A 21423-nucleotide genomic window follows, 5' to 3' on the forward strand; every position below is an offset into this window, starting at 1 on the left:
TGACTTGCCAAACCGGTGTGTCGGATCCCGGTTGCGCGTCATATTCCGAGGGTAGGTGGCTGTAATTACCCCGAAGTTAGGGGAAACTCGCATCCGCACATCAGGCGACGGTGAGTTGTCATATCGCCAGACGGTCGGGCGGTGTGAGGTCCGGCCCCCGCTGGTCCGGGACGATCCGCGGGATCTCGGGCAGCCCCGGAGCGGGCTCCGAGCCGACCGGCACCTGGCCGCGCACGACGGACGGCGCGCGCACGATGGGCGCGGGCTCCGACGGTACTCGCCGCGATCGTTCGGCGCTCACCCAGACGCTGTCCAACCCACCCGACATCAAGTGGACTCGCCACTCGGCTCCCGCGTCGGGGTGGTCGGTGCGCCGGTGCATGCCGCGGGTCTCGGTGCGTGCCAGCGCGCTGTGCTTGGTCCATCTGGCCACCGCGAGCAGGGCCGCGGCCTGCCTGGCGCGCACCCGATCGGCGCCGATGCCGCCGAGGGCGTACGCCGCGCCGGGCCACATGCCGTCGAGTTCGGCGATGCTGTCCCGCAGGCTGCCCGCGCTGCGCCAATAACTACGGCGCAGCGGCAGAGTGTGCTCCTGAACCAGTCCGACGATCGCGCGCGGATCGATGCGCGCCCGCGCGGCGAGGCCCGCGCCGGGCACCGGACGCACCGCGCGCACCGGGCCCCTCTTCCGAGCGAAACGGGCGGCGCCCGCGCCCGCCCACACGCCGGACGCGATGGCCCACGCTCCGCTGTGACCGCCGATTCCGCTCACCGCGCCGGTGACCACCTCGCGACTCGTCGCGTCGCCCGCGCCGTACAGCCCCGCCACCGTGGTCGCGCAGTCCGGACCGGTGAGCGCCAGGCCGCCCGTTCCGCGCACCGTTCCCTCGAGCACCGCGTGCAGCGGCACCCGCCGGAATCGGTCGACCGCGCCCTGCCTGGCGAGCCAGTGGCGCGCCGTCTCCGGCACGTCCTCCAGCGCGGCGAACACCCGCCGCCCGTCGGCGATGGCCGCGAACGCCCCGTGCCGACCGCCCGCGACGACGTCGCCGTTCTCGTCGTAGAGCGTCCCGAGACGCAGCGCGAGACCCGAGGCGAAACTCGGATGAATGGCGGGTGTGAACGAATTCAGCGCGGGGCCGAGGGAATAGGCGCTGGAGAATTCCATGCCGGACAGTCGCGCGCCCACCTCGGCGGCGAGCAGCAGACCGTCGCCGGTGGCCACGTCGGTCCCCGCGCCACCCGAGAGGAACGCGCATCCGCCGGTGGCCACCACCACCGCGCCCGCGCGGATCGTCCAGGAACCGAAACCGTCGTTCTGCCGCACGCCCGCCGCACCCGCGATTACGCCGTCGCCGTCGCGCAGCAACTGCAACGCGGGATGGTGATCGAGGACGCGCACTCCCGCCTCGATCACGGTGCGGCGCATCCGGCGCAGGTATCCCGCGCCGTCCATGCGAACTCGCGGCGAGCCGCCGCGCGGGTCGTCGGGGAACCGGTAGCCCCAGCCGACCAGCTGTTCGATCCGCCGGTGCGTCTCGTCGAAAACCCGGTCGAGCCACTCCGGATCGCCGAGGTGTCCGCCGTCCGCGTGCGATCGGCGGACCGCCGCGTCCCTGGCCGCGCCGGGTGGGATGTTCCAGACCGTGGTGCTCCCGAACGCAGAAGGCCCGCTGCTTCCGCAACGGGCCTTGTCGACGAGCACCACCCTCGCCCCTCGGGCGGCAGCCGAGACGGCCGCCCAGGTTCCGGCGGGGCCGCCGCCGAGAACCAGCACATCCGTCTCGATCTCACTCACAAGAAAATGTTCGGCCACAATTCACCCGGCCGCAACCAGTACCGGACTATCAGCCCCACCACTGTGTCCAAAGCAATACACCGGTGACCAAGAAAACTACCGCGGACCCGAAAAAGGCGAGAAAACCCCGATGCCTATCCGAAAACATCTGCGCCGCAAGTACTGTCGCCGAGGCGATCAGATGCCAGGTTACCGATTCGGTGCCCGGGCCGGGGAAGCCGCGCTGCCCGCCGATCAACGCCGCGCCGACCACGACCAGCGTCAGCAACACCGTGCCCGCGGCGACCACGCCGCTGATCGCACGCAGATATCTCACGACGTGATCACGGGCACGCCCGTCGCCTTGCCCGCGAGCTCCTCGAATTGCGCTGGGTCGGTGGTGAATTCACCGAGACGGATGGTCTTGTTCGCGCCGTGGTAGTCCGACGAGCCGGTGGTGAGCAGGCCTAGTTCCTCGGCCAGGCCGGTGAGCACCGCGCGATCGGACGCGGAATGGTCGGGATGGTCGACCTCCAGGCCGCCGAGCCCGAGGGTGGCCAGCTCGCGGATGTCGTCGGTGGCGAGCAGCCGCCCCCGCTTGCGGGCCCTGGTGTGGGCGAGCACGCTGACCCCGCCCGCGCCCGCGATCATCTCGACGGCGCGGTGCAGCGGAGTGTCGGCCTTCTCCGCGTAGTACGGACCGCGCGGCGCGAGCAGCTCGGTGAAGGCGGCGTCCACGCTCGGCACCACACCCGCCTCGACCAACGCGCGCGCCAGGTGCGGCCGCCCAGCCGAGGGGCCCGCGGAGGCGAGCACCGCGTCCGGGTCGATGGGCAGTCCGTCGGCGGCCATCCGCTCGGCCATCGCGCGCAGCCGGTCCACCCGCTCGGCACGCAGCCGCTCGCGCTCCTCGGCGAAACCACGGTCGGTCGGATCGAAGAGGTAGGCGAGCAGATGCACCGGCACCGGCCAGCCGTCCTCACCGAGACCGACGCACGACATCTCCATTCCGCGTACCAGGGTCAGGCCCTTCGGTAGCGCGTCGACCGCCTCGGTCCATCCGGCCGTGGTGTCGTGATCGGTGATCGCGATCACGTCCAGACCGGCGGCCGCCGCGTTCCGCACCAGTTCGGCGGGGGTGTCGGTGCCGTCGGACGCGGTCGAATGGGTATGCAGGTCGATGCGCACGTCCTCCAGTCTTACAGTGCGTGATCCGCGGCGGGCACGGCAGCCGACGGCCTCGACCGGCCGCGGCCTCTACCATCGTCGTCGTGCCATCCATCCCGCCCATGCCGTCTTTCCGCGGGCAGGGCCGCGCGGCGATGCCGCGGCCGCGCATTCCGGTTCCCACCGCGCGCGCCATCGTCGACTGCGCCGTCTACGTCGACGGGCAGCGGCTGCCGGGGCGGTTCACCCACGCCGAGGCGCTGGCCGAAGTCCGCTCGCGCGGGACGGGCTTCGTGTGGATCGGGCTGCACGATCCGGACGAGACGCAGATGGCCGATATCGCTTCCACCTTCGACCTGCATCCGCTCGCCGTCGAGGACGCGGTCAAGTCCCGCCAGCGGCCCAAGCTGGAACGCTACGACGACACGCTGTTCCTGGTGTTGCGCACGGTCTCCTATGTGCCGCACGAAATGGACAGCGTCAGCGAGATCGTCGAGACCGGCGACATCATGGTGTTCACCGGACCGGATTTCGCGGTGACAGTCCGGCACGGCGAGCACACCGGCCTCGCGGGGGTGCGCCGCGAACTCGAGGACCGCGCCGACCAGTTGAGCCACGGCCCGTACGCGGTGCTGCACACGGTGGCCGACCACGTCGTCGACTCCTACATCGAGGTGGCGGCGCTGGTGGAGAACGACATCGACGAGATGGAAGAGGCGGTCTTCACCCCGCGCGACCACGTCAGCATCGAGTCGATCTACCAGCTCAAGCGCGAAGTGGTGGAGTTGCGTCGCGCGGTGAACCCACTCGCCGCGCCGCTACGACTGCTGGCCCACAACCCGGATCTGCCGGTGCCCAAGGAGATTCGGCGCTACATGCGTGATGTGTCCGACCACCACACGACCGTCGCCGAGCGCATCTCCGATTTCGACGAATCGCTCAGCGAACTGGTCGGCGCCGCCATGGCCAAGATCACCATGCAGCAGAGCACCGACATGCGGAAGATCTCGGCATGGGTCGCCATCGCGGCGGTCCCGACCATGGTCGCGGGTGTCTACGGCATGAACTTCGACCACATGCCGGAACTGAGGTGGACCTACAGCTACGGCATATGGTGGCTGCTGGTCCTAGCGGTGTGCATCGGACTGTTCATCACGTTCCGCCGCAACAACTGGCTCTGACCGCCGCTACAGCGTCGCCGCACCGCGACCCGGATCGCGCACGTCGATGCCCGCTTCGGTCCACGCGTCGCGCAGTGCCTGCGCACCGCGCACCCGCACCCAGGCCGCCTCGGTCGCGGTCACCGGCGTCACCGTCAGGTACCTGACCGGCTCGGCGGGCTCGGGCAGCACGATCTGCGGTATCTCGCTGTCGCCGAGCAGCGCCGCGGTGAACGTCGAGCCCTGCCACATCGGCTCCCCGAGATCGAGCAGCGCGTCGGCTTGCAGCACAACGCCTTCCACGGAGGGCGTGGCGACCAGGATGCCGAGTGCCTTGGGCAGCCCAGGCATCGCAGTGCCGGAGCGCAGCGTCAGCACCAGCTCCGCGCGCGGGCCGCGTATCGGATCGGCGTGCAGGTCACCGGGATCGCCCATCGGGTGGCGCGAGCCGCCGAGCGTCGCGTAGTGCACGACGTCACCGTCGACGATGCGCAGGATCTCGATCGGCTCAAGCCCCAGGAACGTCACCGAGGCCGAATCCACGCCACTTTCGGGCACGCCGTAGTGGTCGAGCACGCCGGTGCGGACCCTGTCCATCACGTTCATGCGTTCAGATCGCCAACCGCGCGAGCATGTCCCGCGCCTGCTCGGCCGACTTCGGGTCGCACAGCACGTCGTAGCGACCGGCCACCAACTGCATGGTGGAGGCGAAATCGCGCTGACCCTTGGTGGCCGCGTACGGAATCGAGGTCGAGATGACGCCGAAGATGATGCCGCCGACCAAGCCGACCAGCAGCGGGCCGAACGCGCCGCTGGTGGTGAACAGGCTCAGCAGCAGGCCGAGGAAGAGGCCGAGCCACGCGCCGGAGACCACGCCGCCGCCGATCACCTTGCCCCAGTTCAGGCGGTAGAGAACCCGTTCGACCTGCATCAGGTCGACGCCGACGATCGTCACGTCCTGCACCGGGAACTGGTTGTCGGCCAGATAGTCGACCGCGCGCTGCGCCTCGGCGTAGGTCGGATAGGAGCCCACCGGCCAGCCCGACGGCGGGGTCGGCAACCCCTGGCGGGCGCGGTTCGTGTTCCCCAAGGGATTCGTCATGGCTCCATTCTGCTATTCCGAGCGGCCGTTCGGTGATGTGAAACGCGTGGTGCGCGTCATTCCGGCGGCGCGCCCCTTCTCGGCGATCACCTGGGCCATCTTGGCGCTGGCCTCGTCGATCATCTCGTCGCCGAGCATGACAGCGCCGCGCGCGCCGCCCGCGGCGGAGGTGTGGAAGGCGTAGGCGTCCAGGATTTCCTCGGCCCGGTCGTAGTCGGCCTGACGCGGGCTGAAGATCTCATTGGCCGCGTCGATCTGGCCGGGGTGCAGCACCCACTTGCCGTCGAAGCCGAGCGCGGCGGTGCGCGCGGCGGCCCTGCGGAAACCGTCGACGTCGCGAATCTGCAAGTAGGGGCCATCGATCGCCTGGAGGCCGTGGGCGCGCGCGGCGAGCAAGATGGTCATCAGGATGTGGTGGTAGGCGTCGCCGGTGTCGTAACCCTCGGGCTGTTCACCGACCACCAGGGTGCGCATGTTGATGCTCGCCATGAAGTCGGCCGGGCCGAAGACCAGCGCCTGGACGCGCGGGCTCGCGGTCGCGATCTCATCGATATTGCGCAGGCCCATCGCGTTTTCCAGCTGCGGTTCGATGCCGATCCGCCCGACCTCCAACCCGTTGGCCTTCTCCACCTGGGTGAGCAGCAGATCCAGCGCGCGCACCTGGCCCGCGTCGGTGACCTTCGGCAGCAGGATCGCGTCGATGGCCCGGCCCGCGCCCTCGACGACCGTGATCACGTCGGAGTAGGTCCATTCGGTCGTCCAGTCGTTGACCCGCACCACGCGCAGCTGCGTGCCCCAGCCCGGCTGATTCAGCGCGGCCACGATATTGGCGCGGGCGGCGGCCTTGGCGACCGGCGCGACCGCGTCCTCCAGATCCAGGAAGACTTCATCGACCGGCAGCCCCTTGGCCTTCTCGATCATCTTGGGGTTGCTGCCCGGCACGGCGAGCACCGATCGGCGCGGCTTCATGGAGCCTCCTGTCTAGTCTGGCAAGCATGGCAGCTACCAGGGTGTACGTCGCCAGGCTTGCCGGCCTGGCGGTGCTGGGACCGGACGGGGAGTCTATCGGCCGGGTCCGCGACGCGGTCGTGGCGATCCGCTACGACCGTCAGGTACCGCGCGTACACGGACTGGTCGTCGAATTGCCGAGCAGGCGCCGGATTTTCGTGCCGATGTTGCGGGTGACCACGATCGAACCGGGCAATGTCACGCTCAATACCGGCACCGTCAGCCTGCGCCGTTTCCAGCAACGACCTGGCGAGATGCTGGCGCTGGCGCAGATCGTGGATTCCAAGGTGCGGGTGGACGATCCGGATCTGCCCGACCTCGCGGGCGTCGACGTCTTCGTCGTCGATCTCGGCATCGAACTGACCAGGACCAGGGATTGGCGGGTCTCCCGGGTCGCGGTGCGCGGACACCGGCGCATCGGACGGCGGCGCACCGTGCACGTCGTCGACTGGACGACGGTGTCGGGTCTGACCCCGTACGAGATCGGCAGGCCGGGCCAGGACGTCACCCAGTTGCTCGAACAGTTCGAGGGCTTGCGGCCCGCCGACGTCGCGCACCTGCTGCGCGAGCTGCCGGAGAAGCGCCGCATCGAGGTGGCCGAGGCGCTGGACGACGAGCGACTGGCCGACGTGGTGCAGGAACTGCCCGACGACGATCAGGTCGACCTGCTCGGCCACCTCGAGGTGCGCCGCGCCGCCGACGTGCTCGAGGCGATGGACCCGGACGACGCGGCCGACCTGCTCGGCGAACTGCCGACGGGGGAACGTGAATCGCTGCTGGCGATGATGGATCCCGAGGAATCCGAGCCGGTGCGCAGGCTGCTCGCGCACTCCCCCGACACCGCGGGCGGTCTGATGACGACCAAGCCCGTGGTGCTGACGCCCTCGACCACGGTCGCGGAGGCGCTGGCCAGGGTGCGCAATCCGGACCTGACGCCCGCGCTCGCCTCGATGGTTTTCGTGGTCCGCCCGCCGACCGCCACGCCCACCGGGCCCTACCTCGGCTGCGTGCACATCCAGCAATTGCTGCGCGAACCGCCCGCGCATCTGGTCGGGGGCATCATCGATGCCGATCTCGCTCCGCTGCGCGCCGAGGTGCCGCTCTCCGCGGTGACCCGGTATTTCGCCACCTACAACCTGGTCTGCGGTCCGGTGGTGGACGACGAGAACCATCTGCTCGGCGCCGTCAGCGTCGACGACGTGCTCGACCATCTGCTGCCGGAGGACTGGCGCGAGGAAGAGCAGCACGAAGGAGTCGCGGCGCATGAGTGAGAAGAACCCGGCGGCGGGCGTCGGGAGAGTGGGGCCGGGCTCGGCGCGGCAGCGCTTGGAGACGCCGGTCGAGTCCCGTTTCCGATTCGACTGGGACGCCGAGGCATTGGCGCGCAGCTCCGAGCGGGTGGCCCGATTCCTAGGCACCGGACGCTATCTCGCGCTGCAGACGATCGTGGTGATCATCTGGATCCTGCTCAACGTCTTCGTCGTCGCGCTGCGCTGGGATCCGTACCCGTTCATCCTGTTGAATCTCGCGTTCTCCACGCAGGCCGCCTACGCGGCGCCGCTGATCCTGTTGGCGCAGAACCGTCAGGACAACCGCGATCGGGTGGCGCTGGAAGAGGACCGGATGCGCGCCGCACAGACCAAGGCGGACACCGAATTCCTCGCCCGCGAACTCGCAGCGCTCCGTATCGCGGTGGGCGAGGTGGCGACTCGTGACTATCTGCGCCGCGAATTGGAGGAGATGCGTGAGGTTCTCGACCGCATCGAGGAGGCGTCGGGCCAGGACGGCAACACGCCGCGTGAGTTGAAGTCCGGCAAGGCGAATCGCAAGAAAACCTCCGGTGGAAAGCAGTCCCAGGTTCAGGTTTCGCCGCCCGTTGCTGATGATTGACCGGAAATGCTCAACAACCTTCTGACCGCTGGGTAACCTGGACAACGTTGTCCTGAGCGGGCCGGGGTGTGGGATGTCCCGGACACCGCACCCATGACGTAGAGGATTGGTGTGGCCGAATGCGAGTTTCCGCTCCGATAACCATGTCGGCCCTCGTTGTCGCAGGTCTGGTCGCCTCCGGCTCGGCGCCCCACAACACGACCGCGAGTGCGCCGCCGCAGGCGCCGGAGGCGCGGCTCGCCGCGTCCAGCGGTCAGGGCGGCGCCGGCAACGGCACGGACACCGACCCAGAAGGCCCTCTGTCTCGGACAGTAGGTCTGTTGCCGGTCACACCGGAGACGCCCCGCAAACTTCGAGCAATGACTCCGCTGAAGGACGGGCTGCCGATGTTCGGTGGCACGATCCCCTTGCACGACGTCACGCTGCCCGCGGTCGGTGGGGCACTGGGCATTCCGGAGATCGTGCTCGCCGCGTACCGGAACGCGGAACTGGCGATACAGTCCTCGATGCCGGGATGCGGGTTGTCGTGGAACCTGCTCGCGGGGATCGGGCGGATCGAGTCCGGACACGCCGGAAGCGGTCGCACCGACGCGGCGGGCACGACGGTGACCCCGATCTTCGGACCGGCGCTGGACGGCACGTTGCCGGGCAACGAAGTCATCAAGGCCACGGACGGCGGATACGTGCGGGCGATCGGCCCCATGCAATTCCTGCCAGGGACTTGGAGTCTGTACGCCGCCGACGGCAACGGTGACGGAGTCTCCGACCCGCACAACGTCTTCGACGCCTCGCTTGGCGCGGGCAAGTACCTGTGCTCGGGCGGGCTGGACCTACGCGATCCCGCGCAAGAGCTACGGGCGGTGCTGCGCTACAACAACTCGATGTCCTACGCGGCCAACGTGTTGAGCTGGTCGACGGCCTACCGCACCGGTGGCCGACCGAGCCAGGTCACCATCTCGCCGGAGCTGGTTCCGCCCGGCTCGGCGCCGATCATCGCCGCGAACCCGGACATGAGCGCGGTCGAGAGGACCCTGCCGACCCCCACCTCGCCCGCGGACCAGCCCCCGTCGACGGCGCCCGCCGCGCCCGCCCCGGCGCCGGCCCAGATGATGATCACGATCCCCGGCCTGCCGCCGATCCCGTGCGGAATCTTCTGCCCGCCACCGCCGCCGCCCGCCAACCCGTGCTCGCCGGTCGCGGTGCCCGCGCCGATGCCACGCCCCGGCGAGTCGGGACGTCCGCTCGGCCCGCGACAGGAATTCGGCGCCGATCCACTCGATCCGAACGACTCCGCGCTGGCCGAGGACCCTGCACGTGCCGAGGATCCCGCCCGGGCCGAGGCTCGGCAACCGCAGCCGTATCCGGCGTGCGCACCGCAGGTGCAGGCCCTGCCCGCGCCCATGCCGGATGCTCCCGCTCCCGCGCCCAACCCGGCGCAGCCGAATCCACCCGTCCAGCCGAACGCCCCCGAGCAGCCGAACACCCCGCAGCAGCCGAACCCGGAGCCGGAGGTCGCCACGACCCCCGAGCCCGCGCCCGCCGCGCCCGCCCCGACCGAACAGCCCGGCATCACACTGCCGTTCGGCATCGTGATCCCGCTGCCGCCCGCTCCGCCGCAGGGCTGAGACCAAACCCGAATCCAGATCACGAAGCAGTAACAAAAAGATCTCGAATACGGTAGCCTCTCCTTCGTCCACGAAGGGCTCGTCAGCGAGCCTTTGTGTAACCGAGGAGGGTCACCACACCGTGGGGCGTCACCGCAAGCAATCGCCTAACACCGTCAGGCGCGGCTCCGTAATCGCACTGACCGGATTGGTTCCCGCCGGATTCGTGGCCTGCGCCGCCGCATCCGATCTGGACTCCGATCAGGCCGCCGTTCAGCAGATCCCCGACGACCAGGACGCGCTCGCCGCCAAGCCCGTCGACTCGATCGAGTTGGTCGCGCACGCCATGGCCGAGCAGCGTTCCGTCGCCCCGCCAGTCGTGAAAACCGTTGCGCTGTCCGCCGATCGGACGAAGGCCGATCTGCCCGCCGGAGCGCTCGGCGTGCCGGGCGTCGCGATCGCCGCCTACCAGAACGCCGAGCGCACGCTGGACGCGGAGAACCCCACGTGCAACATGCCGTGGAACCTGCTCGCCGGCATCGGCCGCGTCGAGTCCACCCACGCGTTCGGCGGCAAGGCCGACACCGACGGCAATCCGCTCAGCCCGGTCTACGGCCCCGTGCTGGACGGCTCGCTCGCGGGCAACAACGTCATCCACGACAGCGACGACGGCGCGCTCGACGGACTCGGCGGCTACGACCGCGCGGTCGGCCCGATGCAGTTCCTGCCCGAGACCTGGAAGCGTTACGCCGCCGACGGCAACGGCGACGGCATCGCCGACCCGCAGAACCTCTACGACGCCGCGCTCACGGCGGGCAAGTACCTGTGCGCAGGCGGCTTGAACATGAGCGACCCGGCCCAGCAGTCCCGCGCCATCCTGCGCTACAACAACTCGATGGCCTACGTCGCCAACGTCATGGCGTGGGCGAATTCGTACGGCTCGGGGGTCGCACCGAAGCCCGCGCAGTTGCCTCGGATCTGACCCGCCTAAAATTTCCGTTATGCCAGTGGTAACGGAAACGGATGTACGGGGTGCGCTCGCGAAGGTCGACGACCCGGAGATCCGCAAACCGATCACCGAACTGGGCATGGTGAAAAGCGTCGCCATCGACGCCGAAAGCAATGTCCATGTCGAGGTCTACTTGACGACGGCGGGCTGCCCGCTGCGTACGGAGATCACCCAGCGGGTCACCAAGGCGGTGGCCGACGTCCCCGGCGTCGGCGCGATCTCCGTCGACCTCGACGTGATGAACGACGAGCAGCGCACCACCCTGCGCAAGCAGCTGCGCGGCGACTCCGCCGATCCGGTCATCCCGTTCGCCCAGCCGGGCTCGCTGACCCGCGTGTACGCGGTCGCGTCCGGCAAGGGCGGCGTCGGCAAGTCCTCGGTGACGGTCAATCTCGCGGCCGCCATGGCCGCGCGCGGCCTTTCCGTCGGCGTGCTCGACGCCGACATCTACGGACACTCCGTGCCGCGCATGCTCGGCACCGACTCCCGGCCGACCCAGGTCGAGCGGATGATCATGCCGCCGGTCGCGCACGACGTGAAGGTCATCTCGATCGCCATGTTCACCCAGGGCAACACGCCCGTGGTGTGGCGCGGCCCGATGCTGCACCGCGCGCTGCAACAGTTCCTCGCCGACGTTTTCTGGGGCGATCTGGACATCCTGCTGCTCGACCTGCCGCCGGGCACCGGTGACGTGGCCATCTCCATCGCCCAGCTGATCCCGAACGCGGAGATCCTGGTCGTCACCACCCCGCAGCTCGCGGCCGCCGAGGTCGCCGAGCGGGCGGGCTCGATCGCGCTGCAGACCCGGCAGCGGATCGCGGGCGTGGTGGAGAACATGTCCTGGCTGGACCTGCCGGACGGCAGCCGCATGGAGCTCTACGGCTCCGGCGGCGGGCAGACCGTCGCCGACAGCCTGTCCCGCGCGGTCGGCGCGACCGTCCCGCTGCTCGGTCAGATCCCGATCGAACAGAAGCTGCGCGAGGCGGGGGACGAAGGCACGCCGATCGTGCTGAGCGATCCGGACAGCGCGTCGGCCAAGGCGCTGATCGAGGTCGCCGACAAGCTCGCGGTGCGCCGCCGTGGGCTGGCGGGCATGTCGCTCGGCATCGACACCACGCGGCACCTGTAAACGCGCCTCGGGCGCCGCGTCGGTTGCGTCCGCGGGTTAGCGCTCGGTCGTGAACAAGCATGTCGGAGCGGCGGAATAAGCTCGTGTCATGCTCACGCTGCTGTTGTACGTGCTGATCGTCGGCCTGGTGGCCGCGGTGCTGTTCCTGCTCGCGAGTGCGGTCTTCGGGCGCGGGGAGGAACTCGGTCCGCTGCCCGAGGGCACGACGGCCACCGTGTTGCCCGCCGAGGGCATCACCGGCGCGGACGTGCGCGCGCTGCGGTTCCAGCAGGTGGTGCGCGGCTACAAGGCGGGCGAGGTGGACTGGGCGTTGGCGAGGCTCGCCGCGCGCATCGACGAACTCCAGTTGCAACTGGCCCATGCCCGCGGTGAGACGCCGCGGATGAGCAAGGCGAGCGCGGAAGCGGCGGCGTCCCGTCAGGAGACCCCGGCACCGCATCGCGACACCGCGGATTCGGCGCGTCCCGACCCTGGGAATTCGGCGCGCCCCGACGCCGGGGGTTCCGCGCGTCTCGACGCCGGGAATTCCGCGCGTCCCGACGCGATGGTCACCTCCCGCGACGACACCGAGCGCACGGCGACGCCGTGGCCCGCGCCGAGCACCCGCGAACAGCCGTGACCGCCCCGCTCGCCGCCGACGGCAGGATCCGCTGCCCGTGGGCGGAGTCCTCTCAGCTCTACCGCGACTATCACGACTTCGAATGGGGCGAGCCGCTGCGCGGCCCCGACGCGATGTTCGAGCGGGTCTGCCTCGAGGCGTTCCAATCGGGTCTGGCGTGGATCACGATCCTGCGCAAGCGCCCGGCCTTCCGTGCCGCGTTCGCCGACTTCGCCATCGAGAGGGTCGCCGCGTTCGACGACGCCGATGTGGCCCGCCTGCTCGACGATCCCGGCATCGTCCGCAACCGCGCCAAGATCGAAGCCGCCATCGCCAACGCGCGCGCTGCCCGCGCGCTCGACCGCGGCCTCGACGAGTTGATCTGGTCGTTCGCGCCGCCGCCTCGACCGCGTCCGAAGATCATCGCCGACGTTCCCGCGACCAGTCCCGAATCCATCGCTCTGGCAAAAGAATTGAAGCGGCGCGGGTTCCGTTTCGTCGGACCGACCACCGCCTACGCGCTGATGCAAGCAACGGGAATGGTGGACGATCACCTGGCCGATTGCTGGGTCGGAAGTGACCCGCACAACACCGCCCGAGCGATCACATTTCGAACTCAGGTATCCGTCCACATCGGCGATAGGGAAGAATAGGACCGGTGTAGCTCGCCAAATACCGGTGAGCTACCTGGTTGGTGACAACTGTAGTTCCAAGAAAGTGCGCAGAAAACCGCGCAGATCTGGAGGGAGCAGAGGATGGCGGCCATGAAGCCCCGCACCGGGGACGGTCCCCTCGAGGCAACCAAGGAAGGGCGTGGAATCGTTATGCGGGTTCCACTCGAGGGTGGCGGGCGTCTGGTCGTCGAACTCACGCCGGATGAGGCAGCGGCGCTTGGTGACGAATTGAAGAGTGTCACCAGCTAGTCCCTCGGCACTCGCTGACGTGGCGGGTCTGCTGGCCTGCCCGGAATGCCGCCTCGGGCTCGAGGCGGTGGATCGGGCGCTGCGCTGCGACCGCGGCCACAATTTCGACATCGCCAAACAGGGCTATGTCAGCTTGCTGACCGGTGCGTCGACCAAAATGACCGGTGACACCGCGGCAATGCTGGACGCCCGCGCCGCTTTCCAGGGCGAGGGGCATTTCGCCCCGATCGCCGACGCGGTCGCCACCGCCGTCGGTCCGGTCGACGACCGGTCCGCGAGTCTGCTGGAAATCGGCGCGGGCACCGGCTATTACCTGGCCGCGGCCCTGGACGCCGCACCGAACGCCCGCGGCGTCGCCATCGACGTGGCGAAACCCGCCGCCCGCCGCTGCGCGCGCGCCCATCCTCGCGCCGCCGCGGTGCTCGCCGACGCCTGGCGCGGCCTGCCGGTCCGCGACGGCGTACTCACGGGAGTGCTCTCGGTGTTCGCGCCGCGCAATCCCGCCGAGGTGGCCAGGGTGCTCGACGCGGACGGCCGCTTCGTCGTCGCCGCGCCGACCGCGCGTCATCTCGGCGAGCTGATCGATCCGCTCGGCATGGTGACCGTCGACCCGGACAAGGACCGCCGCATCACCGAGGCGATGTCCGGGCTGTTCGAGCCGGTCGAGCGAGTCGCCGTGGAGTATTCGATGAAACTCGACCACGCGGCGGTGGCGCAGGTGGTCGGCATGGGTCCGTCCGCGCACCACGCGGAGAACGCGCGCGATCCGCGTCTCGCCGCGCTGCCGGAGCAGCTCGAGGTCACCGCTTCGGTCACCGTGTCGACGTATCGTCCCCGCCGCTGACCGCGTCCGGGCCCGCATTGCGCACGGGCTCGCACGTATCGGCCCCGGCTGACCACGCACGGAGCATTCAGAGCTTGTCGTCGTGCTCGCACATGTCGACTTCGGTGCCGACCACGCGGGAATCATTCACGGTTCGGCCCCTGCCAGCACGCATCGTTCAGCGCCGGTCACGCCCGAGGATGCACGGTTTGCGCACGTGCTCGCACATAGTCACCCCGGCAACGACCCGGGCGCGGCGTTCAGGGTTTGCGGACGTACTCGTACACCTCGACGGTCCGCTCGGCGATCCGCGACCAGTCGAATTCCGCGATCGCCCGCGCCCGGCCCGCCGCACCGAACTCGGCCGCCAGGATCGGATCGCCCGCGATCTCGTTGACCGCCGCCGCGAGGCCGCGCTCGTACTCCTCGGCCGCGCCCGCGTCGTAGTGCACGAGTCTGCCATTGCCGCCGTCGGCGACCACCTCGGGGATGCCGCCGACATCGGAGGCGACCACGGCGGTCGCGCACGCCATGGCCTCCAGGTTCACGATGCCGAGTGGCTCGTACACCGACGGGCAGACGAACACGCTCGCCGCCGCGAGGATCTGCCGGATCTGCTCGGTGGGCAGCATTTCCCGAACCCAGTGGACGTTCCCGCGCCGCCGCCGCAATTCGGCGACCGCCGCGGCCGTCTCGGCCTCCAGCTCCTTGGTGTCGGGCGCGCCCGCGCAGAGCACCAGCTGGATCTCCGGCTCGAACTCGCGCGCGGCGGCGAGCAGATGACCGACGCCCTTCTGCCGGGTGATGCGGCCGACGAAGGCGACGATCGGACGGTCGGTCCGTACGCCGAGTTCGTCCAGGATCTGCCGGTCGCCCTCGGCGGGCGGGCCGGGCCGCCACAGCGAGGCGTCGATGCCGTTGTGCACCACGTGGACCCGGCTCGGGTCGATCGCCGGGTAGGCGTCGAGCACGTCGTGGCGCATGCCCTCGCTCACCGCGATGACGGCGTCGGCGTGCTCCATGGCGTTGCGCTCCGACCACGAGGAGATGCGGTAGCCGCCGCCGAGCTGCTCGGCCTTCCACGGCCGCCGCGGCTCCAGCGAGTGCGCGGTGAGGATGTGCGGGATGCCGTAGAGGGTACCGGCCAGGTGCCCGGCCAGGCCGGTGTACCAGGTGTGCGAGTGCACCACGTCGACCTCGCCCGCCGCGTCGGCCATCCGCAGCTGCGCCGACATCATCTGCAGCGCGGCGTTGGCGGCGTAGAGCGTCGGATCCGATTGGTGCACCACGGCATCGGCGCGCTCGGCGCCCATGCAGTGCACGGTCACCTCGCAGAGCCGCCGCAATTCGGCGGTCAACTGGGTCACGTGTACGCCCGCGCCGCCGTACACCTCGGGTGGGTATTCGCGGGTCAACATCGCGACACGCAACCGGTCCTGGAAGCCCCCCGGCTCGCCGGATCCCGTTGCCGAGTGCCCGTCGTCCGTGCCGAAACTCACCGATCCAAACTAGACGCTCGGCTCGGCAGGGGCCACCCGCGGCCTGACGACACGGTAGTTTGGGCACTGTGAGGAGCCAGCCGCACGTACTCGGGATCGTGCTCGCCGGTGGCGAGGGCAAGCGCCTGTTTCCACTCACCGCCGACCGCGCCAAGCCGGCGGTCCCGTTCGGGGGCGCGTACCGGCTCATCGACTTCGTGCTCAGCAACCTGGTGAACGCGGGCTTCCTTCGCCTGTGCGTACTCACCCAATACAAGTCGCATTCGCTGGACCGGCACATCTCGCAGACCTGGCGGCTCTCGGGTTTCGCCGGCGAGTACATCACGCCGGTGCCCGCCCAGCAGCGCCTCGGCCCGCGCTGGTACACCGGCAGCGCCGACGCGATCATGCAGTCGCTGAACCTGATCTACGACGAGGACCCGGACTACATCGTGGTCTTCGGCGCCGACCACGTGTACCGGATGGACCCGGAGCAGATGGTCTCCCACCACATCGATTCCGGCGCGGGCGTCACCGTGGCGGGCATCCGGGTGCCGCGCAGCGAGGCGAGCGCGTTCGGCTGCATCGATTCCGACGAGTCCGGCCGCATCACCCAGTTCCTGGAGAAGCCCGCCCATCCGCCGGGCACGCCGGACGACCCGAACGTGACCTTCGCGTCGATGGGCAACTACGTCTTCACCACCAAGGTGCTCGTCGACTCGATCCGCGCCGACGCGGACAACTCCGATTCCGACCACGACATGGGCGGCGACATCATTCCCGCGCTGGTCGCGGCGGGTCAGGCCGCGGTATACGACTTCGCCGACAACGAGGTGCCCGGCGCGACCGAGCGCGACCGCGGCTACTGGCGCGACGTCGGGACCATCGACGCCTTCTACGACGCGCACATGGATCTGGTCTCGGTGCACCCGGTGTTCAACCTCTACAACAAGCACTGGCCGATCCGCGGCGCCGCCGAGAACCTGCCGCCCGCCAAGTTCGCCCAGGGCGGCCTCGCCCAGGAGTGCATCGTGGGCGCCGGCAGCATCCTGTCCGCCGCGACGGTGCGCAATTCCGTGCTGAGTTCCAACGTGATGGTCGACGACGGCGCCACCGTCGAGGGCAGCGTGCTGATGCCCGGCGTGCGCATCGGCAGGGGCGCGGTGGTGCGCCACGCCATTCTGGACAAGAACGTGGTGGTCGGCGAGGGCGAGATCATCGGCGTCGACTTGGAGCGCGACCGCGACCGGTTCGCGGTGAGCAAACGCGGTGTGGTGACCGTCGGCAAGGGCGTTTGGGTGTGACGCGTCCGCTGATCAAGGCTCGCTCGGCGGCGCGGTGCAGAACGGCTGGCAGGAGCCCGGCGTGCGCGGAACCGTCGACCGTGAGCCCTCGCCGAAATCGGCGGTGCTGACCAGAATCGCGAGCATGATCGCCAGCACGAGCAGGACGGCGAACACGACAGTCGCGCCCGCCCAGTCTTGTGCGCGGTTCCTCGATCGGTCATCGTCGTCGTTCCAGAACATCGGCTCGTCCTCCGCACGGCCCCGGCCCACCCAAGCACACCACGGGACACCCGGTTACCGAAACCGCCAATAGTGTGGCGCCCTACCAGAATTCCGGCCCGGAATCAGGGCGCGGGCGGTGGGGGCGTTCCGGTGCAGAAGGGCTCACACGGTCCGGTGGTCGGCACCACCTTCGCGGGCCCCGTGTCGAAATCGGCATTGCTCACCACGAGCAGCACGAGCACGACGAGCAGAATCGCCGCGGCGAAAAAGCCCAACCCGGCGACCACCCAATTCAGTGAACCCTTTTCCTCGACCACATGTCCGACATGGCCGTAATGGACGATATCCTCCGCCCGTTCCCAAGTCACCGCACACCTCCGAATTCGCTTGCGGCGCCGGGGTTTTTACGGCACGATTCGCACGACTGTCGCACGGGGTCGCCCGCACCCCGGCTGGTCGTCGGTTACCCGGAGCGGGCGCGCCGAATCAGCGGAATGTCAACTGCCCTACCGCCGAGGCGCTTTCCCGATCCGGTCAGCGGTCGTATCGGATGGATCACCGCGGAAATCCGAGCGGAGGTAGGCCCCGGCCCTGCCTAACCGCGTGAGGCGCAGAGCAATCCGTCGCCGACGGGGATCAGCACGCAGGTGAGTTCGGGATCCTCGGCGATGGCGCGGGTCGCGGCGCGCACCGCCTGGGTGGCGGCATCGCGCTGACTCGGGTCGGGAACGCGGCCGCCGAGCAGCGCGTTGTGCAGGATGATGGCGCCGCCGTCGCGCAGCAGCCGCACCGCCTGGGCGACGTACTGCGGGTGCTCCAGTGGAGCGGCATCGATGAAGACCAGATCGTAGGCGCCGTCGGCGAGGCGGGGCAGCACGTCGAGTGCGCGCCCGTTGATCAGCCTGGTGCGGGCGGGCGGGATGTCGGCGGTGCGGAACGCCTCCTTGGCCGCGCGCTGATGCTCCGGCTCGGAATCGATCGTGGTCAGCGTGCCGTCCTCGCGCATGCCGTCGAGCAGCCACAGGCCGCTGATGCCCGCGCCGGTCCCGACCTCGACGACCGCGCGCGCACCGAGCAGCTGGGCGTACATGCTCAGCAGGGCCCCGACCGACGGCGGCACCGGTGCCGCGCCCAGCTCGGTGGCCCGCTCGCGCGCGCTGACGAGGATCTCGTCCTCCACGACGGATTCCTCCACGTAGGAGAGATTTCGCTCCAGGTTCGATGCCACGCCTAAGAGGCTAATGCGGCGCGCGTTGTCTCGGCGTTCCGACAACGCGCTTTCGCGGCGGATCGGTTTTCTCAGGTGTCCCTCAGGATCTCCATATCCCCGCCATATCGGGACAGGAAAGAGTAAGGGCACGCAAGACCAGCCGACCGCGATACGCGGGACGCGGGAACAACGACATACGGGTAGTCGGTTGTATTCCGTACGCGACGGTTCGAGATCCGGACCGAAACGGGAGTCCCGAGTTTACGGTCCCGAGCAGGAGGTAGCCCCATCCACATGGTCAAAGGTTCGTTTGCGGCTCCGCATGGGCACTCCGAGTACGCCACCCTCCCCGACCACATCATGCCGTTCGAGGCCGAGCAGGCCGAGGACCTCGATGTCGAACTGACCGGAACGGCCGCGTTCGACGCGACGGGCGATCGCTCGGTCATGCCGTCCTGGGACGATCTGGTCCGCGAACACGCCGACCGGGTCTACCGGCTGGCCTACCGTCTTTCCGGCGACGCGCAGGACGCCGAGGATCTCACCCAGGAGACCTTCATCCGCGTGTTCCGCTCGCTGTCGAACTATCAGCCGGGCACCTTCGAGGGCTGGCTGCACCGCATCACGACCAACCTGTTCCTGGACATGGTGCGCCGTCGTAACCGCATCCGCATGGAGGCGCTGCCCGAGGACTACGACCGCGTGCCCGCCGAGGGCCCCGGCCCCGAGCAGGCCTATCACGACGCGCGCCTGGATCCCGACCTGCAATCCGCTCTGGACGCGCTGGCGCCGGAGTTCCGCGCCGCCGTCGTGCTGTGTGACATCGAGGGTCTGTCGTACGAGGAGATCGGCGCTACGCTCGGTGTGAAGCTGGGCACCGTGCGCAGCCGGATCCACCGCGGGCGTCAGGCACTGCGCGAGCATCTTGCGCATAATGGATCTCAGCAGCGGTTGGCCGCTGACACGAACATCGGGTGATTCGCCGGGCACCGGCGACGCCCGGGCCGAAGGATGTCGTTGGAAGGGTGAGCACCGCATGAGTGGCGAGTCCAGCACGTCCGGTCGTCCCGCTCGCGGGGACCGACGGACGCCAGGCAGGTCACCGCGCTTCGCGCCCACCGAACATCTGGCCAGCGAGGCCATCGTCGCCTACGTCGACGGCGAGCTGCGCATGAACGCCTATTTGCGCGCCGCCCAGCATCTTTCGGTCTGCCCGGAGTGCGCCGCCGAGGTGGACGCGCAGCAGCAGGCGCGGTTCGCGCTGCGCCAGTCCGGACCCATCGCGGTCCCCACCGGGTTGCACGACAGCTTGACCCGGATTCCGCTCGCCGAGTTGCCCGGCGGCGCGTCGAACAACCAGGGTCATCCGTCCGGGAACGCCCGCAACGAGGCAGTTTTCGGTTTTCTGCCGGATTCGTTCACCGCGACCCGGTGGACCACGTGGTGGCGCAAGTAGAGTTTGCCGCGTGACCACCGAATCGACGAACACCGGATCTGTGTCGGACTCGCGCCCCACCGCCAGTGACACCTCCGATTCGGCGGCCAGCAGGGGGAACCTGAGGCCGTCGGACGCGCCCGTGCTCGGTCCGCGGCCGGTCGTCCGGCCCCATGTCGACACGCATACCGCTCGCGCCTTCCGGCGCCCGACGGGCACGTCCGGTTCCTTCGCCGAGTACACCGCGCCGCGCGCGGGTGCCGGCGCGCCCGCGCTCGGCCCCGAGTTGCAGAACCGTCCGCCCGACGCGGTGCTCGCCGAGGCGTTCGGCAGGCCGGAGGGCTCCGACGAGCTGCTCCAGCGCGATCCCGACGCGGTCGAGAACGCTCCCGCGCCCGCGGGCCCCGCCGACCCCTGGCGCGATCCGACCGCGGGCGCCCGCCTCGGCGCGCCCGCGGTGCCGACGCCGCGGCCGGAGCCGCTGCCCCGGTCCCGCAAGCTGAGCGTGCGCGAGGTGCTCTTCGGGTCCAGGGTCGCGCCCAAGGCGCTGGCCCTGCTCGCCGCTATCGCGCTCGGCATCGGCGTGCTCGGCGGGCTGGTCGGCAGGCTCACCGCCGAGCAGACCACCAATCTCACCTCGCGCAAGGTCACGCTGGAGCAGACCGACGACATCGAACGTCCGCACGGTCAGATCGCGCAGGTCGCCAACGCGGTGCTGCCCTCGGTGGTCTCCATCCGCGTCACCGTCGGTGACAACGGCGCGACCGGCTCGGGCGTCGTCATCGACGGCGCGGGCTATGTGGTGACCAACAACCACGTCATCTCGATGGCCGCCCAGGACAAGAGCGACCGCGCCGCGATCCAGGTCACCTTCTCCGACGGCAGCCGGGTGCCCGCCGACATCGTCGGCCGCGATCCCAAGACCGATCTCGCCGTGCTCAGGGTCGACGTGAAGAACCTCACGGTCGCCAAGCTGGGCAAGTCCGAAGACGTGCAGGTGGGCGACGACGTGCTGGCCGTCGGTTCACCGCTCGGCCTGAGCAAGACCGTCACCTCTGGCATCGTCAGCGCGCTGCACCGTCCGGTGAAGCTGTCCGGCGAGGGCAGCGACACCAACGCGGTAATCGACGCCGTGCAGACCGACGCCGCGATCAACCCGGGCAACTCCGGCGGCGCGCTGGTCGACATGGACGGCCGGGTCGTCGGCATCAACACCGCCATCCGCAGCGAGACGGGCGGCTCGGTCGGCCTCGGCTTCGCCATCCCGGTCGACACCATGACCGAGGTCGCGCAGAACCTGATCCGGACCGGCAAGATGAACCACCCCGTGATCGGCATCTCGGCGCGCACCAAGACCGTCGCCAACGAAGTGATGAGCGGCGCGGCGGTGGCCGATGTCGCGCCGAACGGTCCTGCGGCGAAGGCGGGCATCGTCGAGGGCGACGTGATCGTGCGGGTCGGCGATCGGGAGGTCACCGGGCCGGAGGAGCTGACCGTCGCGGTGCAGTCCCGCGAGATCGGTGAGACGGTGAACGTGCAGTTGATCCGCGATGGCAGGCAGGTGGACGTGCCTGTGACGTTGGAATCCGACTGAACCGCTGG

At 69.6% G+C, this 21423-nt stretch carries 23 protein-coding genes and 1 pseudogene; 14 read left to right on the forward strand and 10 right to left on the reverse strand.

Annotated elements, in window-relative coordinates:
• Positions 1 to 118 precede the first annotated feature (118 nt).
• The 3 genes from T333_RS11450 to T333_RS11460 are packed head-to-tail and all read right to left on the reverse strand — an operon-like array spanning position 119 to position 2965.
• On the reverse strand, positions 119 to 1798 hold the full coding sequence (locus T333_RS11450; protein ID WP_496424433.1) for an FAD-binding protein: 1680 nt from the start codon (positions 1796 to 1798) through the stop codon (positions 119 to 121).
• A gap of 49 nt (positions 1799 to 1847) precedes the next feature.
• Positions 1848 to 2087, reverse strand: coding sequence for a hypothetical protein (locus T333_RS11455; RefSeq protein ID WP_496424434.1), 240 nt, complete (start codon positions 2085 to 2087; stop codon positions 1848 to 1850).
• 23 nt (positions 2088 to 2110) lie between these two features.
• Positions 2111 to 2965: a PHP domain-containing protein gene (locus T333_RS11460; protein WP_355001843.1), complete on the reverse strand. Its 855-nt coding sequence runs from the start codon at positions 2963 to 2965 to the stop codon at positions 2111 to 2113.
• Between the two features lie 83 nt (positions 2966 to 3048).
• Here T333_RS11460 and T333_RS11465 point away from each other — a divergent pair, with 83 nt between their 5' ends.
• On the forward strand, positions 3049 to 4125 hold the full coding sequence (locus T333_RS11465; protein WP_496424435.1) for a magnesium and cobalt transport protein CorA: 1077 nt from the start codon (positions 3049 to 3051) through the stop codon (positions 4123 to 4125).
• Positions 4126 to 4131: 6 nt separating this feature from the next.
• Here the strand turns inward: T333_RS11465 and T333_RS11470 are convergent, their stop codons facing one another.
• From T333_RS11470 to T333_RS11480, 3 genes are read right to left on the reverse strand one after another with little or no spacing between them, the layout of a single operon-like run.
• Positions 4132 to 4710 carry a suppressor of fused domain protein gene (locus tag T333_RS11470; RefSeq protein WP_496424436.1) on the reverse strand — a complete coding sequence of 193 codons (579 nt, stop codon included), beginning with the start codon at positions 4708 to 4710 and terminating at the stop codon, positions 4132 to 4134.
• 4 nt (positions 4711 to 4714) lie between these two features.
• Positions 4715 to 5206 (reverse strand): YflT domain-containing protein, encoded by a 492-nt coding sequence (locus T333_RS11475; RefSeq protein ID WP_067788497.1) that lies wholly within the window; start codon positions 5204 to 5206, stop codon positions 4715 to 4717.
• Positions 5207 to 5218: 12 nt separating this feature from the next.
• Positions 5219 to 6175: an HpcH/HpaI aldolase/citrate lyase family protein gene (locus T333_RS11480; protein ID WP_355001845.1), complete on the reverse strand. Its 957-nt coding sequence runs from the start codon at positions 6173 to 6175 to the stop codon at positions 5219 to 5221.
• 26 nt (positions 6176 to 6201) lie between these two features.
• Here T333_RS11480 and T333_RS11485 point away from each other — a divergent pair, with 26 nt between their 5' ends.
• The 9 genes and pseudogenes from T333_RS11485 (at position 6202) to T333_RS11525 (ending at position 14211) form a co-directional block, all read left to right on the forward strand.
• The gene (locus tag T333_RS11485) at positions 6202 to 7485 is read left to right on the forward strand and encodes a magnesium transporter MgtE N-terminal domain-containing protein (protein WP_355001846.1); all 1284 of its coding nucleotides are present in this window, start codon (positions 6202 to 6204) and stop codon (positions 7483 to 7485) included.
• Positions 7478 to 8104: a DUF1003 domain-containing protein gene (locus T333_RS11490; RefSeq protein WP_355001847.1), complete on the forward strand. Its 627-nt coding sequence runs from the start codon at positions 7478 to 7480 to the stop codon at positions 8102 to 8104. The genes T333_RS11485 and T333_RS11490 overlap by 8 nt, the downstream gene beginning before the upstream one ends.
• Positions 8105 to 8463: 359 nt before the next feature.
• Positions 8464 to 9729: a lytic transglycosylase domain-containing protein gene (locus T333_RS11495; RefSeq protein ID WP_496424437.1), complete on the forward strand. Its 1266-nt coding sequence runs from the start codon at positions 8464 to 8466 to the stop codon at positions 9727 to 9729.
• Between the two features lie 121 nt (positions 9730 to 9850).
• The gene (locus tag T333_RS11500; protein ID WP_355001849.1) at positions 9851 to 10690 is read left to right on the forward strand and encodes a lytic transglycosylase domain-containing protein; all 840 of its coding nucleotides are present in this window, start codon (positions 9851 to 9853) and stop codon (positions 10688 to 10690) included.
• 19 nt (positions 10691 to 10709) lie between these two features.
• Entirely contained in the window at positions 10710 to 11846 is a 1137-nt protein-coding gene (locus T333_RS11505; protein ID WP_355001850.1) for an Mrp/NBP35 family ATP-binding protein, read from the forward strand.
• A gap of 88 nt (positions 11847 to 11934) precedes the next feature.
• Positions 11935 to 12303: pseudogene (locus T333_RS11510) on the forward strand (DivIVA domain-containing protein); the annotation flags it as partial.
• A gap of 158 nt (positions 12304 to 12461) precedes the next feature.
• Positions 12462 to 13097, forward strand: a complete 636-nt coding sequence (locus tag T333_RS11515) for a DNA-3-methyladenine glycosylase I (RefSeq protein ID WP_496424438.1) — start codon at positions 12462 to 12464, stop codon at positions 13095 to 13097.
• 102 nt (positions 13098 to 13199) lie between these two features.
• Positions 13200 to 13367: a DUF3117 domain-containing protein gene (locus T333_RS11520; protein ID WP_011211259.1), complete on the forward strand. Its 168-nt coding sequence runs from the start codon at positions 13200 to 13202 to the stop codon at positions 13365 to 13367.
• Positions 13354 to 14211 carry a putative RNA methyltransferase gene (locus T333_RS11525; RefSeq protein WP_496424439.1) on the forward strand — a complete coding sequence of 286 codons (858 nt, stop codon included), beginning with the start codon at positions 13354 to 13356 and terminating at the stop codon, positions 14209 to 14211. Before T333_RS11520 ends, T333_RS11525 begins: the two co-directional genes overlap by 14 nt.
• 239 nt (positions 14212 to 14450) lie before the next feature.
• Here T333_RS11525 and glgA read toward each other — a convergent pair whose 3' ends face one another.
• Complete coding sequence (gene glgA / locus T333_RS11530; protein ID WP_355002209.1) at positions 14451 to 15620, reverse strand: glycogen synthase; 1170 nt, start codon at positions 15618 to 15620, stop codon at positions 14451 to 14453.
• 137 nt (positions 15621 to 15757) lie between these two features.
• Here glgA and glgC point away from each other — a divergent pair, with 137 nt between their 5' ends.
• The gene (glgC, locus tag T333_RS11535) at positions 15758 to 16972 is read left to right on the forward strand and encodes a glucose-1-phosphate adenylyltransferase (RefSeq protein WP_355001853.1); all 1215 of its coding nucleotides are present in this window, start codon (positions 15758 to 15760) and stop codon (positions 16970 to 16972) included.
• Positions 16973 to 16984: 12 nt separating this feature from the next.
• Here glgC and T333_RS11540 read toward each other — a convergent pair whose 3' ends face one another.
• The 3 genes from T333_RS11540 to T333_RS11550 all read right to left on the reverse strand — a co-directional run bounded on the left by T333_RS11540 (position 16985) and on the right by T333_RS11550 (position 18404).
• A complete protein-coding gene (locus tag T333_RS11540; RefSeq protein WP_355001854.1) occupies positions 16985 to 17194 on the reverse strand; it encodes a hypothetical protein in 210 nt (69 codons plus the stop codon).
• Positions 17195 to 17298: 104 nt separating this feature from the next.
• Positions 17299 to 17544 (reverse strand): hypothetical protein, encoded by a 246-nt coding sequence (locus T333_RS11545; RefSeq protein ID WP_355001855.1) that lies wholly within the window; start codon positions 17542 to 17544, stop codon positions 17299 to 17301.
• A 227-nt stretch (positions 17545 to 17771) separates the two neighbouring features.
• Positions 17772 to 18404 (reverse strand): O-methyltransferase, encoded by a 633-nt coding sequence (locus T333_RS11550; RefSeq protein WP_355001856.1) that lies wholly within the window; start codon positions 18402 to 18404, stop codon positions 17772 to 17774.
• A 342-nt stretch (positions 18405 to 18746) separates the two neighbouring features.
• Here T333_RS11550 and sigE point away from each other — a divergent pair, with 342 nt between their 5' ends.
• The 3 genes from sigE to T333_RS11565 are packed head-to-tail and all read left to right on the forward strand — an operon-like array spanning position 18747 to position 21415.
• Positions 18747 to 19364 carry an RNA polymerase sigma factor SigE gene (sigE, locus tag T333_RS11555; RefSeq protein WP_355002210.1) on the forward strand — a complete coding sequence of 206 codons (618 nt, stop codon included), beginning with the start codon at positions 18747 to 18749 and terminating at the stop codon, positions 19362 to 19364.
• Between the two features lie 58 nt (positions 19365 to 19422).
• Positions 19423 to 19842 carry a hypothetical protein gene (locus tag T333_RS11560; RefSeq protein WP_355001857.1) on the forward strand — a complete coding sequence of 140 codons (420 nt, stop codon included), beginning with the start codon at positions 19423 to 19425 and terminating at the stop codon, positions 19840 to 19842.
• A 10-nt stretch (positions 19843 to 19852) separates the two neighbouring features.
• Positions 19853 to 21415, forward strand: a complete 1563-nt coding sequence (locus T333_RS11565; RefSeq protein ID WP_496424440.1) for a S1C family serine protease — start codon at positions 19853 to 19855, stop codon at positions 21413 to 21415.
• Positions 21416 to 21423 lie beyond the last annotated feature (8 nt).

The organism is Nocardia sp. CNS-044 (assembly GCF_059570515.1).

Excerpts from the sequence above, each read along its gene's own strand:
- T333_RS11470 (WP_496424436.1), bottom strand. The coding sequence starts at position 4,710 with ATGAACGTGATGGACAGGGTCCGCACCGGCGTGCTCGACCACTACGGC.
- T333_RS11475 (WP_067788497.1), bottom strand. The coding sequence starts at position 5,206 with ATGACGAATCCCTTGGGGAACACGAACCGCGCCCGCCAGGGGTTGCCG.
- T333_RS11480 (WP_355001845.1), bottom strand. The coding sequence starts at position 6,175 with ATGAAGCCGCGCCGATCGGTGCTCGCCGTGCCGGGCAGCAACCCCAAG.
- T333_RS11485 (WP_355001846.1), top strand. The coding sequence starts at position 6,202 with ATGGCAGCTACCAGGGTGTACGTCGCCAGGCTTGCCGGCCTGGCGGTG.
- T333_RS11490 (WP_355001847.1), top strand. The coding sequence starts at position 7,478 with ATGAGTGAGAAGAACCCGGCGGCGGGCGTCGGGAGAGTGGGGCCGGGC.
- T333_RS11495 (WP_496424437.1), top strand. The coding sequence starts at position 8,464 with ATGACTCCGCTGAAGGACGGGCTGCCGATGTTCGGTGGCACGATCCCC.
- T333_RS11505 (WP_355001850.1), top strand. The coding sequence starts at position 10,710 with ATGCCAGTGGTAACGGAAACGGATGTACGGGGTGCGCTCGCGAAGGTC.
- T333_RS11520 (WP_011211259.1), top strand. The coding sequence starts at position 13,200 with ATGGCGGCCATGAAGCCCCGCACCGGGGACGGTCCCCTCGAGGCAACC.
- T333_RS11540 (WP_355001854.1), bottom strand. The coding sequence starts at position 17,194 with ATGTTCTGGAACGACGACGATGACCGATCGAGGAACCGCGCACAAGAC.
- sigE (WP_355002210.1), top strand. The coding sequence starts at position 18,747 with ATGCCGTTCGAGGCCGAGCAGGCCGAGGACCTCGATGTCGAACTGACC.
- T333_RS11560 (WP_355001857.1), top strand. The coding sequence starts at position 19,423 with ATGAGTGGCGAGTCCAGCACGTCCGGTCGTCCCGCTCGCGGGGACCGA.